The sequence below is a fragment of the Pseudomonas hydrolytica genome (genome assembly GCF_021495345.1).
GTDB lineage: Bacteria > Pseudomonadota > Gammaproteobacteria > Pseudomonadales > Pseudomonadaceae > Aquipseudomonas > Aquipseudomonas hydrolytica.
The window spans coordinates 3440634-3455320 of sequence record NZ_CP099397.1 but is presented as its reverse complement, the minus strand read 5'-3'; the positions used below and the strand labels follow the sequence as shown (position 1 = coordinate 3455320).

At 61.7% G+C, this 14687-nt stretch carries 12 protein-coding genes, 1 tRNA gene and 1 pseudogene; 7 read left to right on the top strand and 7 right to left on the bottom strand.

The window, feature by feature from the left end; all coding sequences use genetic code 11:
- The first annotated feature begins 13 nt into the window (after positions 1 to 13).
- The 5 genes and pseudogenes from L1F06_RS16065 (at position 14) to L1F06_RS16045 (ending at position 3053) form a co-directional block, all read left to right on the top strand.
- The gene (locus L1F06_RS16065) at positions 14 to 373 is read left to right on the top strand and encodes a DUF6869 domain-containing protein (RefSeq protein ID WP_129482046.1); all 360 of its coding nucleotides are present in this window, start codon (positions 14 to 16) and stop codon (positions 371 to 373) included.
- A gap of 629 nt (positions 374 to 1002) precedes the next feature.
- On the top strand, positions 1003 to 1392 hold the full coding sequence (locus tag L1F06_RS16060; protein ID WP_129482048.1) for a hypothetical protein: 390 nt from the start codon (positions 1003 to 1005) through the stop codon (positions 1390 to 1392).
- Between the two features lie 728 nt (positions 1393 to 2120).
- Positions 2121 to 2393, top strand: a pseudogene (locus tag L1F06_RS16055) (tyrosine-type recombinase/integrase); the annotation flags it as partial.
- A gap of 100 nt (positions 2394 to 2493) precedes the next feature.
- The gene (locus tag L1F06_RS16050) at positions 2494 to 2769 is read left to right on the top strand and encodes a hypothetical protein (RefSeq protein ID WP_003245104.1); all 276 of its coding nucleotides are present in this window, start codon (positions 2494 to 2496) and stop codon (positions 2767 to 2769) included.
- Entirely contained in the window at positions 2769 to 3053 is a 285-nt protein-coding gene (locus L1F06_RS16045; protein WP_129482050.1) for a type II toxin-antitoxin system RelE/ParE family toxin, read from the top strand. The genes L1F06_RS16050 and L1F06_RS16045 overlap by 1 nt, the downstream gene beginning before the upstream one ends.
- 92 nt (positions 3054 to 3145) lie before the next feature.
- On the opposite strand, the gene L1F06_RS16040 is transcribed toward L1F06_RS16045, so the two are convergent.
- The 6 genes from L1F06_RS16040 to metR form a co-directional block, all read right to left on the bottom strand.
- Positions 3146 to 3235 (bottom strand) — tRNA-Ser (locus L1F06_RS16040).
- A gap of 168 nt (positions 3236 to 3403) precedes the next feature.
- On the bottom strand, positions 3404 to 3991 hold the full coding sequence (locus L1F06_RS16035) for an acyltransferase (RefSeq protein ID WP_129482051.1): 588 nt from the start codon (positions 3989 to 3991) through the stop codon (positions 3404 to 3406).
- Between the two features lie 623 nt (positions 3992 to 4614).
- Positions 4615 to 7761: an efflux RND transporter permease subunit gene (locus L1F06_RS16030; RefSeq protein ID WP_129482052.1), complete on the bottom strand. Its 3147-nt coding sequence runs from the start codon at positions 7759 to 7761 to the stop codon at positions 4615 to 4617.
- A 1-nt stretch (position 7762) separates the two neighbouring features.
- Positions 7763 to 8845 carry an efflux RND transporter periplasmic adaptor subunit gene (locus L1F06_RS16025; RefSeq protein WP_129482053.1) on the bottom strand — a complete coding sequence of 361 codons (1083 nt, stop codon included), beginning with the start codon at positions 8843 to 8845 and terminating at the stop codon, positions 7763 to 7765.
- A gap of 5 nt (positions 8846 to 8850) precedes the next feature.
- A complete protein-coding gene (locus L1F06_RS16020) occupies positions 8851 to 9501 on the bottom strand; it encodes a TetR/AcrR family transcriptional regulator (RefSeq protein ID WP_012018204.1) in 651 nt (216 codons plus the stop codon).
- A 252-nt stretch (positions 9502 to 9753) separates the two neighbouring features.
- The gene (metR, locus tag L1F06_RS16015; RefSeq protein ID WP_012018205.1) at positions 9754 to 10671 is read right to left on the bottom strand and encodes a transcriptional regulator MetR; all 918 of its coding nucleotides are present in this window, start codon (positions 10669 to 10671) and stop codon (positions 9754 to 9756) included.
- A gap of 169 nt (positions 10672 to 10840) precedes the next feature.
- Between metR and metE the strand changes: the two genes are divergently transcribed.
- Positions 10841 to 13144, top strand: coding sequence for a 5-methyltetrahydropteroyltriglutamate--homocysteine S-methyltransferase (gene metE / locus L1F06_RS16010; protein ID WP_129482054.1), 2304 nt, complete (start codon positions 10841 to 10843; stop codon positions 13142 to 13144).
- A gap of 196 nt (positions 13145 to 13340) precedes the next feature.
- Positions 13341 to 14330, top strand: a complete 990-nt coding sequence (locus L1F06_RS16005; RefSeq protein ID WP_012018207.1) for an alpha/beta fold hydrolase — start codon at positions 13341 to 13343, stop codon at positions 14328 to 14330.
- A 12-nt stretch (positions 14331 to 14342) separates the two neighbouring features.
- On the opposite strand, the gene L1F06_RS16000 is transcribed toward L1F06_RS16005, so the two are convergent.
- Positions 14343 to 14603: a DUF6316 family protein gene (locus L1F06_RS16000; protein ID WP_003245089.1), complete on the bottom strand. Its 261-nt coding sequence runs from the start codon at positions 14601 to 14603 to the stop codon at positions 14343 to 14345.
- Positions 14604 to 14687 lie beyond the last annotated feature (84 nt).

The window sequence follows — 14687 nt, the reverse complement described above, 5'->3', positions numbered from 1 at the left end:
TGCGGCATAACTTATGAAACTAGAAGAATTCGCAACCGAGTGGGTAAGAGCGATTGAACACTTTGATCAAAGTACAGAGGTTCCATGGACTGAGTCATTTCTGACCGATCTGTGGCTCAAAGGTAAGCACGAGCAACTCTGGGAATTTATCGTTTACACATCCCAGCTGGATCTTCCCGAGAATGTGGCAGGCTACTTGGCTGCAGGGCCACTAGAAGATCTATTGGCAAGTGCTGGGCCAGTTTTCATTGAGCGCGTTGAACTCCTTGCGGGCTCAAGTCCAAAATTTAAATCTCTGCTCCAAGGTGTTTGGAGAAATGAAATCGAAGAAGCCGTTTGGCTACGTATGCAAGCAATTCTTGCAAGCGGCTAACAAATGGTTCAAATCGTTCGCTACGCTCACTGGGACGGGCTAAAGCCCGCCCCTTAACCAAACGTTAGGCTTTTCAATGCATATATCGCGCTCAAATGACATTTTGCTCGCAGCAATCGTATCACTTGCAGTTGTCTGGCTTGCCTTGATCAATGGGGATGCACTGTACTTAGGTATTTGGTATTACTTTGCTGTTCCAATTGTCCTTTTAGGTGCCTGTGCAGCTCTTAACCCCGCGCCCCTTTTCCTAACAGGCACATCACTTGGCATTGCCATATCGCTGCTTTGTGTAATGTCTGTTAACTGGGGAGCCTCACGCCCCGAAGGTCTGCTTGGGCTAGGTCATTTATTCTCACTACCAGGTGCTATTATTAGCGCAATTCTTACAGCATCTCTGGTAAAAAGAAAATTTGGAAACCGGCCGCTTATGGCTTTATCCCTAGGTCTGAGCGGTCTACTTATTGGCTATTTCATCAACCAAATAATTGTTTGCAACTCTGTAATGTGGTGCGGGACACTTTCCCTGTCTGCCAAATGAAAAGCCTAGCAACAGGTTCAAATCGTTCGCTTCGTTCACTGGGACGGGCTAAAGCTCGCCCCTTAACCAAACGTTATTTCATGACATAGATATGATTGCTCGAATCACCGTAGCGTTCATCCTGATTGTGGCTATAGGCGGTATTTATCTAAATTTCACAACGCCTCATGCAAAAGAACAATTGTTTGACTCCGACTTGTGGATTAATCTCAATGGAGAGTCAATGCTGAGCGATCCTGGCTGCGTTAGGGGTGGAATGGCTCTATCTCTTATACGAAATGACAGGTTAATTGGCCTTCATAATACTGAGGTATTAGCACTTTTAGGCGACACTAAAGATCCAAATTCTTCTACCGAATTTCGCTATAGTCTCGGACAGTGTCATTGGGATTGGAAGCACAGCTCAATGGTAGTGCGCTTCAATGCCAGCGACATAGTGACGGATACTTTTATTGAGGCAGAGGAGTTTACTGAAAACTAATGTAGATCTGAATTTCTTAATCGATCTAAGTGCTACATAATTGCCTGTTGCTTAATTAAGTGGTTCTCAAAAAAATGAAATCGAAGCCATTTCTAATTGTTGGGGCGGTCGGGCTGCTATTTTTGTTCTTGGGGGCGAGTTTCATTATTGGGCTTAAAGTATTGCCGACTTCGGTTGATCCAAGCTGTAGGGCCATCTGTGGTCTAGGCCTGCTTTTCTCTACTTTCTTTGGCCCCGAGGTAGGTTCTTATCTCATTGGTCTTATATGGTCAGCGATTGGCATTTCCTTACTTGCTGCGGTTTATCGATTGTCACGATAGACGGAGCTTAATCAATCACTAGTCCCGGTAGTTAAGTCCAACATGCGACCTGCAATTTCGTCGCTCAATGCTTCCTTCTTTTCCTCCGCAGAAATCCTCCAGCTTTCTTTCTTCCTTGATTCCAGTAACTCGCAACTTCTCTTGCGGTCGCACTTGAATCACAGGCTTTGGAATTTCTCTAGAGCTGAGCACATTGTCAGCCCCTCTCGGGGTGTAGTTCTGATCGTTGAATACGGTTTGTTTGACTGCAGGGCTATCTGAGCCAGTGGGCTGCTCAGGTTGCTGCGTAGACATTGCGTCTCGCCTTGCCTGCTCTTCCACGATCTTGTCCCAGTCGTTCCTGGGCGCTGGTTCTGCTCGGCTGATTTCGGCAACCGGTGTGGGTTTCGGCTGCTGCCTGTTCTCGGCTTCAGCAATTGCCTGAACAGCTTCGACAAGGCCCTGGGTGAGTCTCGCTTGCCGGTGCCTGCTGGCCAGTCATCGCACGTGCTGCGGCACACCTTCGCCAGCCATTTCGTCATGAACGGTGGCAACATCCTGACCCTGCAGAAAATCCTGGGCCATACCACCTTGACCATGACCATGCGCTACGCGTACCTGGCTCCTGATCACCTGCAGGATGCCGTCAGGTTCGGACCAGCTAGCGATCACCAACGCTTTTTCGGCATCATCACTCCATAGCCATATCCGATGACGCGTGCTTTCCGGTGCCGCAAGCATTGCTTAGCATGTACACAACGTATATACGTTGTAGTTACGAATTGACTGATAGGTGACGACCATGGCCAAAGAAGCCGTTTTCAATCTGAAGCTTGAGCCCGAACTGCGCGAAGGCTTCATGGCAGCCGCCCAAGCTGCACACCGGCCGGCCTCACAGGTCATGCGCGACCTCATGCGCGACTTCATTCGCCAACAGCAACAGGCCAAAGAGCATGAGGAATTCGTGCAACGCAAGGTCGCTGCTGCCAGGGCATCGGTAGAGGCAGGTCGTGGCCGCTCCAATGATGATGTAGAAGCTGAATTCGCCGCTCGCCGTGCTAAGGCTCTGGGTCACTGATGCAGGTCATTTGGACACCCGAGGCACTGCAGGATCGTCTGGATATCTGGGAATACATCGCAACCGACAACCCACGCGCTGCTGTGCACCTGGACGAGCTATTCAGTGCTGCGGCCGCCAGTCTGGCTGACTTCCCCGACAAGGGCAGGTTGGGAACGGTGGCCGGTACTCGCGAACTGATCCCCCACGAGAACTACCGCCTTGTCTATCAGGCTGAGCCTGACGCCGTCTGGATTCTCGCCCTGGTGCACGTCGCCAGAATGTGGCCGCCGATCCAGAGCTAGCAGCAGTCTCAACCCGCTTTCGACACCTTGTATGTCGCAGATAGCAAAAGCCCCCGAAACTCTAGGAATTTCAGGGGCTTAGGCTTGAGATATGGCGGGAAGATAGGGATTTGAACCCTAGGTGCCATTGCTGACACAACGGATTTCGAATCCGTCCCGTTCGACCACTCCGGCATCTTCCCAGGCGGCGCGCATAATAACAGCTCAATGCGCTTTGGCGAAGCATATTTTGAAAAATTTTCTTGTTCTATCAGGTGGTTGAGTAAACGACGCGCACCGTGGCGCTCCCTTCTCTGCCTGCGCGTGGGTTCAGGCGAAACCACGTGCAGGTACTCCTGATGCGTGGCGTCTCAGAACGCCATGCTGAACCCGATGGTCGGGTTGAAGTGGAAGCGCGGGTCTGCGACGAACAGCTTGTCGTCACCGACTTTCTTTGCCACACGGACAATGTAAGGCGTGTCCTGCTGAATTTTTTCTAGCGAGTTTCTCCCAGCGACCTCAAGCAGCTCGGGACTTCTGGCCCAGTCTTCCAGATTGCTGGGGACGAACCTAAGCGATACATACCAAGCGCCCGACAACGCTGGCGGGAGGTCTTTCTCAGGCTCGCTTTTCTCGACTTTGATGTCAGTGATTTCGTAGCGGTTGGTAAAGCAGAAGCCAGGCATCTGTTCATCATGGACAGCTTTGCCCTTTGCAGTCAGCTCGTACTGTGCACCTGAGAGAACCACCAAGCCGGTGCTTGTGAAAGGTGCAAGAATTCTCTCGTTACCCTCGGCGCGTTTGGCATCCAGTGGGAATCTGAACAATGGCGATACTGCGCAGCCCTTCCTCCCTTGGTAGTTAGCCAGCGCACTCTTTATCTCCTCGTTGGACGGGGCGTTATCGCCACAGCCAATCAGGGCAAGTGCCAGAGGAAGTGTGATGGTGAAATTTTTCATATCGAGTCCTTTCGTTGGGGGCAGCGCCAAGGCACTAAGCATGACCAGTTCCTTTGGCGGCAGCTAAGGTGGGAGCGATAAATGTATCCGATCGCTTGGCAAGACTACCATTGCCATAGTTTCTGTCAGTGGCGTGGAGGCGCATATGTGAAGCCTGTCTTTTCTTGCGTCTGCGCCGATGCGTGCCTCAGGTGGGGCTCTGAGCCATCTGCCTATGGATGTGATCGAAACCGTAAAAATGAGGCTTGGCACAATGCCACTGCCTGGACTACTCTCCGGTCACCGGGCTAACGAAGTGGCCAACAGGCAGGACGCCGACCCCATACACTTCGTTAGCTCGGTATCCCAATCGCTCGCCGTGCGCGGTCATGCGGACGGAAAACGACAAAGCCCTCCGAGAGAGGGCTTTGTCGTTTCTGAGGCGTGAGGGCTGTGCGGAAGAGTAAAAAAGCGTCCCTGCTGGGTTTTCCCTTCCCGCCCTGTCTGCTGCTTAGCATAGGCGAAGCATGGCGCTCTGCCATGTCCGCTTGTGCATTTGACTGGAGAAGAGGGTGGCGCAGGCCGGGGAGTGCGCCGGTCTGCGCTGAGTTGCTGGAGGAGCCCCCGCCGTCCGGCGGGGGCGCTCAGTGGTGATGCTGCAGATGCGCCCTGTCGGGCTTGGCGGCGATCAGGTGCTCGGGCAGGTCGAGCAGGTCGGTGTCGTAGGTCTCCAGCGGCGGCGGGCGACGCTCGAAGCGGGCGCCGAGCACCAGCAGGCAGGGCGTCAGCAGCAGCGTCAGCACGGTGGCGAAGGCCAGGCCACCGGCGATGGCGCTCGACAGTTGCGTCCACCACTGCGTCGAGGGCGCGCCGAAGCCGAGGCTTGGCGTCACCAGGTCGACGTTGATGCTGAGCACCATGGGCATCAGGCCGAGGATGGTGGTCACCGCGGTGAGCAGCACCGGGCGCAGGCGCAGGCTGCCGGTTTCCAGCGCCGCCTCGCGCGGCTCCAGGCCCTGGCGGCGCAACTGGTTGTAGGTGTCGATCAGGATGATGTTGTTGTTCACCACGATGCCGGCCAGGGCAATCAGGCCCATGCCCACCATGACGATGCCGAACGACTGACCGTTGATCAGCAGGCCCATCAGCACGCCTGCGGTGGACAGGACGATGGCCGACAGCACCAGCGCGGCCTGGTAAAGGCTGTTGAACTGGGTCACCAGGATGATCGCCATGAGGAAAATGGCGACGATGAAAGCGGTCATCAGGAAGGTGGCGGCTTCGCGCTGGTCGGCGTCCTCGCCGGCGAACTTCACCTTGACCTCGGCCGGTACCTCGCCGAGCGCTTCGCGCAGCGCCTTGAGGCGTTCGTCCAGGCGCGCGCCTTCGGCCAGGTCGGCCTGCAGGGTGATGGTGCGGTCGCCGTCGACGCGGCGCAGGGTGCCGACCTTGGGCGCCGGCTGCAGATCGACGAAGTTGCTCAGCGGCACCTGGCCGGCCGGCGTATTGAGGGTCAGGCGACCAAGCTGGTCGAGCGAACGCCAGTTGCCGGGCAGGCGCACGCGGATGTCCACCTCGTCGGTGGCATCCTCGGGACGGTAGGTGGCCAGCTTCAGGCCGTTGGTGATCATCTGCACCGCGTTGCCGACGCTGAGCACGTCGGCGCCGAAGCGCGCGGCGGCCTCGCGGTCGACCTTGATCCGCCACTCGATGCCGGGTAGGGCGCGGTCGTCCTCGATATCGGCGAAGCCGCCGAGTCGCGTCATTTCATCGCGAATGCGCTCGACCCACTGTTCGCCCAGCGCCGGATCCATGGCGCTGATCTGCAGTTTGACCGGCTTGCCGTCGGTGGGGCCCTGTTCCTGCTTGCGGAATTCCAGGACCACGCCGGGAATGCCGGCGGTGCGCTGACTCATCTCGGCGAGAATGTCCTTGGCCGGGCGGCGCTGGTGCCAGTCGACGAACTGGAACTGCAGGGTGCCGATCACGTCGGCGCCGAGCTGGCCATCCGGTTGGGCCAGGGAGCGTGCGTACAGCGCCTTGACTTCGCGCATGCCCAGCACCTGGCTCTCCACCTGCTTGAGCAGGGCGTCCTTCTCCTGCACCGACAGATCGCCGCGGGCGCGCAGCCAGATCTGCGCGCTTTCCGGCTCGACGTCGGGGAAGAATTCCACGCCGTGGTTGAAGCGGCCGTAGCCGACGTAGATCAGCGCGATCAGCGCAAGCATGCCGAGCAGGGTCAGGCCCGGACGCCTGAGCAGCTTCTCCAGCAGGCGGCGATAGGCATTGCCGGCACGGCTGAGGCCCTGTGCCTGCGGTCGCGCATTGCCGCCGCTGACCGCACCGAGCACCGGCAGGAACACCAGGGCCATGGCCAGCGAGGCCAGCAGGCAGAGGATCACCGTGGCCGGCAGGTACTTCATGAACTGGCCGACCACGCCGGGCCAGAACAGCAGCGGCAGGAACACCACCAGGGTGGTGGCGGTGGAGGCGATCACCGGCCAGGCCATCCGCGTGGCGGCATTGGCCCAGGCCTGGCGCGGGCTCTGGCCCTGGTGCAGATAGCGGTCGGCCAGTTCGGAGACGACGATGGCGCCGTCGACCAGCATGCCGGCCACCAGAATCAGGCTGAACAGCACGACGATATTGAGGGTGAAGCCGAGCATCCAGATCAGCAGGATGCCGGTCAGGAAGGCGCCGGGAATGGTCAGCCCCACCAGCAGCGCCGAACGCATGCCCATGCTCGCCACCACCAGGATCAGCACCAGGACGATGGCGGTGAGCACGTTGTTGAGGAGGTCGCCGAGCATGGTCCGCACTTCCTGCGACTGATCCATGATGTAGCTGACTTCCACGCCCGGCGGCAGCAGCGGCTGCGCCCGCTCCATTAGCGCCTTGACCTGCTCGATGGTCTCGATGATGTTGGCGCCGCTGCGCTTGGCCACTTCCAGCACGATGGCCGGCTGGCCATTGATGCGGGCGAAGCCGGTGGGGTCCTTGAAGGTGCGGCGAATGCTGGCGACATCGGCGAAGGTGACCACGCTGTCACCGACCACCTTGATCGGCATTTTCATCACGTCTTCGAGGTCTTCGATGACGCCCGGCACCTTCATGCTCATGCGCCCGGCACCGGTGTCCAGGCTGCCGGCGGCGACCAGGCGGTTGTTGCGGCTGACCAGGTTGAACAGCTCGTTGTAATCGATGCCGTAGCTGTCGAGCACCTGCGGGTCGACGACGATTTCCAGCAGGTCTTCGCGGTCGCCGCCGATCTCCACCGAGAGCACCTCGGCGATGCCTTCGATGTTCTCCTTCAGGCGCCGGGCGATGTAGACCAGTTCGTTTTCGGCGATGGGGCCGGACAGGCCGATCGACAGCACCGGGAACAGCGCCACGTTGACCTCGTTGACCGTCGGCTCGTCGGCCTCTTCGGGCAGTTTGCTGCGTGCGGTGTCGACCTTCTCGCGCACGTCGGCCAGGGCCACCTTGGCGTCGAAGCCGGCGTCGAACTCCAGGGTCACCGAGGCGTGGCCTTCGCTGGACACCGAGCGCATTTCCTTGACGCCCTCGAGGCTGCGCAACTCCTGCTCGAGCGGGCGCACCAGCAGGCGTTCGCCGTCTTCCGGGCTGATGCCCTCCAGGGTGACCGAGACGTAGATGATGGGAATCGCCACATCCGGGTTGGATTCCTTGGGAATGGCGACATAGGCGGCCAGGCCGCCGAAAATCAGGAAGGCCAGGATCATCAGGCTGGTGCGACTGCGATCCAGCGCCGCGGCAATCAGTGCATGCATCTCAGCTGCCCTCGGCGGCAAGTTGCGTGCGCACCTGCTGGCCGGGCTGGACGAAGCCCTGGCCGAGGGTGATCAGCGCCACCTTCGGTGGCAGGCCGCTGACCCAGGCGCCCTGGTTGTCGACGCTGATCAGTTGCACCGGGGTGAACTCCACGCGTTGCGCCTCGTTGACCCATTTGACCCCGTGGCGGCCGCTTTCATCCAGGCTGAGCAGGGCAGGGGACAGGCGGTGAGCCATGGCCTCGCCGGTCTGGATATGCAGGGTGGCGCTGGCCCCGGCCAGACGCAGGCCGTCCGGGTTGTCCATCTTGACCTCGATGCGGAAACTGCGCGAGCCCGGATCGGCGGCGGCGGCGATAAAGTGCAGTTCGCCCTGCAGCGTGCGGCCGTCGAGCAGTTCCACCTTCACCGGCTGGCCCAGTTCAAGCTGGGTGACCTGTTGCTGGGCGATCTGCGCGCTGACCTTGAGGCGGTCGATGTCCACCAGGGTCAGCAGGCTCTGCCCCGGCTGGACGAAGTCGCCCAGCTCGACCATGCGCTGATCGTAGATGCCGGCGAACGGCGCCCTGATCTTGGTATTGCGCAGTTGCAGGCGAGCGCTGTCCAGTTCGGCGCGGGCCTTGGCCAGCTCGCTTTCCAGACGCATCAGCTCGTTGGCGGAAATCAGGTTGCGCTCGCGCAGGCGTTTGGCGGCGGTCACATCGCTTTCGCGCTGGCGCACATCGGCCTCGCTACGCGCGACCTGGGCCGGGCGATCATCCGGGGACAGGCTCAACAGCAGTTGCTCGGCGGCGACGCGGTTGCCCTTGTCCTGATCCAGGCTCTGCACGCTGCCGCTGACCTGGGCGCGCAGCTCGACCCGGCGCCAGGCCTCGATCTGGCCCTGCACCACATGCTGGCGCTGCATCGGCTCGGCCTGCAGCCATTGCACCTCGACGCGCGCCAGATCGGCGGCCGCAGCGGGTTGGTCCGGCTCGACCGCGTCGCGAGCGGCGAAACGATCACCGCTGAGCAGCCAGGCCAGCAGCGCGACCACGATGACGATGGCGATGATCCAGGGACGTTTGCTGAGTTGCGCGAACATGGGGGTTACTCGCTGAGTGCAGGCGCTGCTTGCAGCGCGGCAGCCTGGCCTTGCAGGCCGGCGATGATGAAATCGGTGACGCGTTCGAAATAGGCGTCCAGTTCGATGGGCTCGGCCCAGTGAGCGAAACCGCCCGAGGCGATGCGGGCCATCACGCCGTTGACGCAGGCTTCGACGCCCCACAACAGGTTCTGGCAGTGCGCGGGGGAGAGCTCGCCGAAGCTGCCTCGCAGCAACTGGTTGAACAGAGCCATGTACTGGCCTTCCAGCTCGATGAACTGTTCACGGTAGGGCGCGTCCAGGCGCTCCTGAAAGGCCGGGCGGTCGCATAGCAGACAGAGCTCGGCCTGCAGCGGGTCGGCCAGCAATTGCTCGAAGGCGCGGCGAATCACCCGGCGCATGGCTGCCTGCGGTGATGCCTGGTTCGCGACTTCGCGCAGTTCGCTCAGGTGCCGGCGCGAGCAGTCCAGTACCAGGCGGGCATAGAGCGCCTCCTTGCTGGAAAAGTGCTTGTACACCGTGCCCTTGCCGATGCCGGCGTGAAGCGCCACTTCGGCGATGGTGACGCGGTCCCAGGATTGCTCCTGAAACAGCTGGCGAGCGGATTCGAGCAGGGCGTTTTCCCGTTGCTGGAAGAGTTGATCCTGGTAGCGCATGGGCCTTTCACGGAGAGTTGTGACCGGTGGTCATACTATGACTGTTGGTCACAGTGCGGCAAGGAGGGAGTTGTAACAAGGCACTTGGTGGGGATGGGCGTTCGCCATGGCGTTGGCGATTGGAGAGGTAATCGTAGGTGGTTGGCGACGCTGGAAACACGTTGCGAGACGTGACGCCAGGCGTAGGGTGCGCCATGCGCACCAGGGCGGCGGTAGTGAATGGGTGCGCCATGCGCACCCTGTGTGCGGCCGTCAGCGCGCCACGCTAACCCCTTCGAGGCTGGCGAAGGAGGTGTCCTTGGCGGTGAGCAGGAAGTCGCGCATGAAGGGCGCATCGAGCATGTCGGTGCGGATCGCCGCATAGAGCGTGGCGAACAGGCCCTTTTCCCCCAGGCGCTTGGCGCTGACGTAGCCGCGCGAGCTGTACTCGTGCAGCGCCCAGTTGGGCAGGCCGCACACGCCGCGGCCGCTGGCCACCAGCTGCATCATCATCACCGTCAGCTCCGAGGTGCGCACCTGCGCCGGCTCCACGTCGGCCGGCTCGAGAAAGCGGGTGAAGATATCCAGGCGGTCGCGCTCCACCGGGTAGGTGATGAGGGTTTCCGTGGCCAGATCCAGCGGCTGGATGAAGGCCTTGTGCGCCAGACGGTGCTGGTTGGCCACAGCAAGCATCGCCTCGTAGGTGAACAGCGGCACATAGGTGATGCCGGCCAGCTCGACGGGATCCGAGGTCACCACCAGGTCCAGGTCACCACGGGCCAGCGCCGGCAGCGGGGCAAAGGAGAAGCCCGAGGCCAGGTCCAGTTCCACCTCCGGCCAGGCATCGCGAAACTGGTCGATGGTCGGCATCAACCATTGAAAGCAGCTGTGGCACTCGATGGCCATGTGCAGCCGACCGGCAGTGCCGCCGGCCAGGCGCGCCAGGTCACGCTCGGCGCCGCGCAGCAGCGGCAGGGTGGCGTCGGCCAGCTGCAGCAGGCGCAGGCCGGCGCTGGTGAAGCGTACCGGCTTGGTCTTGCGCACGAACAACTGCAGGCCCAGGCGTTCTTCCAATTCCTTGAACTGGTGCGACAGCGCCGACTGGGTCAGGTGCAGGCGCTCGGCCGCCTCCACCAGGCTGTCGGTTTCGCGCAGGGCGTGCAGGGTTTTCAGATGGCGCAGCTCGAGCATGACGATTCTCTACGAGGGTTTCGCTCATCCAATGTCAGGGCTGGATGAAGGCAGTTCATACAGCCTACATGAGTAAATCTTTAGATCAAGACGAAAATCTTGAGTTTGTCTCACTCGGTGTCGATGCCGAGAATGGCGCCATCTCGATTTCATACTGGAGCGTTCCGACATGGCCCTGTCCCATTCCCTCGGCTTCCCGCGCATTGGCCGCGACCGCGAACTGAAGAAAGCCCTCGAAGCCCACTGGAAAGGTGAACTGGACGAAGCCGGCCTGCGCACCGTTGGTCAGCGCCTGCGGGCCGAGCATTGGCAGCTGCAGAAGGACGCCGGTATCGACCTGCTACCGGTGGGCGATTTCGCCTGGTACGACCAGGTGCTCGCTCATTCCCTGGCCTTCGGCGTGATTCCCGAGCGCTTTCGCCCGGCCGCCGGCAAGCCGGCGCTGGATACCCTGTTCGCCATGGCGCGGGGGGCCGTTGCAAACAAGAGCGGTGGCAGTTGCTGCGGTGGTGCTCACGCGCAGGAGATGACCAAATGGTTCGATACCAACTACCACTATCTGGTGCCGGAATTCAGCGCTGATCAGCAGTTCGCCCTGAGCTGGGAGCAACTGTTCGAGGAAGTGGCTGAGGCGCATGCCCTCGGTCACAGCGTCAAGCCGGTGCTGATCGGCCCGCTGACCTATCTGTGGCTGGGCAAGGAAAAGGGCAGCGACTTCGATCGTCTCGATCTGCTGGAGCGGTTGCTGCCGGTCTATGGCGAGATCTTCCAGCGGTTGGCGGCGCAGGGCGTGGAATGGGTACAGATCGACGAGCCGATCCTGGTGCTGGACCTGCCGCAGGCGTGGAAGAATGCCTTCGAGCGTGCCTACAACCTGATTCAGCGCGAGCCGTGCAAGAAGCTGATCGCCACCTACTTCGGCGGCCTGGAGGACAACCTCGGTCTGGCCGCCAACCTGCCGATGGACGGTCTGCATATCGACCTGGTGCGCGCGCCCGAGCAGTACCCGACCATTCTCGACCGCCTGCCAGCCTATAAAGTGTTGTCGCTGGGCGTGGTCAACGGGCGCAACGTCTGGCGCTGCGATCTGGAGAAGGTGCGCGAGCTGCTGCGCCATGCCCACGAACGTCTTGGCGAGCGCCTGTGGGTCGCGCCGTCCTGTTCGCTGCTGCACAGCCCGGTGGACCTGGAGCGCGAGGATCAGCTGGACGCCGAACTGAAGAGCTGGCTGGCCTTCGCCGTGCAGAAGTGCCAGGAGGTCGCCTTGCTCGGCAGGGCCCTGGAGGCGCCGGATGATGCCTCGGTGCAAGCCGCGCTGGAAGCCAGCCGTGCGGTGCAGGCCGCCCGCGCCGCATCGACGCGCATTCACAAACCTGAGGTGAAGGCGCGTCTGGAGGCGATTCGTCCGCGTCATGCCCAGCGCCAATCGCCGTTCGCCGAACGCATCGCGCAACAACGTGAATGCCTGCAGCTGCCGTTGCTGCCGACCACCACCATCGGCTCCTTCCCGCAAACCTCGGCCATCCGCCTGGCGCGACAGTCGTTCAAGCAGGGCAAGCTGAGTGCGGCCGAGTACACCGAGGCCATGCGCGCCGAAATTCGCCACGCCGTTGAGGTGCAGGAGAACCTTGGTCTGGACGTGCTGGTGCACGGCGAGGCCGAGCGCAACGACATGGTCGAGTACTTCGCCGAGCAGCTCGACGGCTACGCCTTCACCCGCTTCGGCTGGGTGCAGAGCTACGGCTCGCGCTGCGTCAAACCGGCGGTGATAGTCGGCGATCTGAGCCGCCCGCAGGCCATGACCGTGGAGTGGATCAAGTACGCCCAGGGCCTGACCGACAAGCCGATGAAGGGCATGCTGACCGGCCCGGTGACCATGCTGATGTGGTCCTTCCCGCGCGAGGACGTCTCCCGCGAAGCGCAGGCGCGACAGCTGGCGCTGGCCATTCGCGACGAGGTGGTGGATCTGGAGGCGGCGGGTATCCGCATCATCCAGATCGACGAGGCGGCGTTCCGCGAGGGGCTGCCGCTGCGCCAGGCGGCCTGGCAAGGCTACCTGGACTGGGCGACCGAGGCCTTCCGCCTGACCGCCAGTGGGGTGCGCGACGAGACGCAGATCCACACCCACATGTGCTACAGCGAGTTCAACGATGTGATCGAGTCCATCGCCGCCATGGACGCCGATGTCATCACCATCGAGACCTCGCGTTCTGACATGGAGCTGCTGGAGGCTTTCGAGCGCTTCGACTACCCCAACGAGATCGGCCCGGGCGTCTACGACATCCACTCGCCGCGCGTGCCGGACAGCGCCGAGATGGCCGGTCTGTTGCGCAAGGCGGCGCGGCGTATCCCGCTCGAGCGCCTGTGGGTCAACCCCGATTGCGGCCTGAAGACCCGTGCCTGGCCGGAGACCGAGGCGGCGCTGGTGAACATGGTGGCGGCGGCCAGGCAGTTGCGTGCCGAACTGGCCTGACCGTTCTCTCGGCCCGGCGAACGCCCCTTGCACAGGTATGTGAAGGGCGTTCCCGACGCTCTTGATGGCGCCTGCCGTCACCTGGGAAGCGACCGCTCGTCCCCCTTCATCAAACTGTCATGCTTGTGTGGCAGCGCCGTCGAACGTCTTTCATCAGACTCGCGTTTCAGTGGGGTTCTGCGTTTCTGGTGTTTCCATGCGTGCGTTCATTTTCTTCGCCGCGCTGCTGTGCGGCCTGCCGTCCTTTGCGGCCAATCATTGCGACCTGTCCGAGCCGACCCGTTACGCGGAGGTGGGCGACGTGCGCCTGGCCTACCAGAGCGTTGGCAGTGAGCACGATCCGGCATTGCTGCTGATCATGGGGCTCGGTGGGCAACTGATCCACTGGCCCGACGAAGTCGTTGAACGCCTGTGTCAGCAGGGTTTTCGCGTGGTGCGTTTCGATAATCGCGATGTCGGTCTGAGCGTCTGGCAGAAGCCGGCCCCGAGCATCAATCTGGCTTACGAGGTGCTGCGCTACCGACTGGGGCTGTCGCTCGGCGCGCCGTACCACCTGCGTGACATGGCTGGCGACGCGCTGGGGTTGATGGACAGTCTCGATGTCGATGCCTTCCACGTGCTGGGCGCGAGCATGGGCGGCATGATCGCCCAGCACCTGGCCGATCTGGCGCCGCAGCGCGTGCTCAGCCTGACGCTGGTGATGACCAGTTCCGGCGCCCAGGGCCTGCCTGCACCCAGCGATGCCCTGGTGGCGCTATTGGCCCGACGCGAGGCCGGCAGCCGGGAGGCGGCCCTGCAGCAGCAGGCCGACCTGCTCGCCGCGTTGGGCAGCCCGGCGGTACGTGATGATCGGGCGATGCTGCTGCATCAGGCCGAACTGGCTTATGACCGTGCCTTCAACCCCGAGGGCGTGCAGCGACAGTTGCTGGCGATCCTGGCCGAATCGAGTCGGGTCGAACTGCTCAACCGCCTGCAGGTGCCGACGCTGGTGGTGCATGGCACCGCCGATCCCTTGCTGCCGGTGATGCATGGTGTGCACGTGGCGGCGCACATAAAAGGTGCCGAGCTCAAGCTGATTCCGGGCCTGGCTCACCGTTTTCAGGATGCTTTCAAGGAGCCGTTGCTGGCCGCGGTGCTGCCGCACCTGGCAGCACACCGCAGTGATCTGGGGCTGGCGCGTCTGTGAGGCGAGGGGCGCTCACAGCTCCTGGTTGTGCTTGATCGCTTCGCGGCGTTGCAGCTGGTCGATGTGCTCGCTGCTGTGGCGTAGCAGCTTGTCGGCCATGGCCATGCGCTCGATGTAGCGGACGATGCTCTGCTCGGCATCGTGGCGTGAGGTGAAGGGGCCTTCCAGCGTGCCCTCGCGCGTGGCGAAGAAGTACTGGCCATTGACGGCGCTCAGGCGCGAGCTGCGGTAATGCGTGCCGGGCTGGGGGTCGACGTTGCGTTGGCCGAACATGACGAGAGCTCCATCTGCAGGTGCTGGATGATCTGAGTCTACTGCGCGCGCCGCGCGGCGTAGGGGCAGGCGACCAATGGTCGA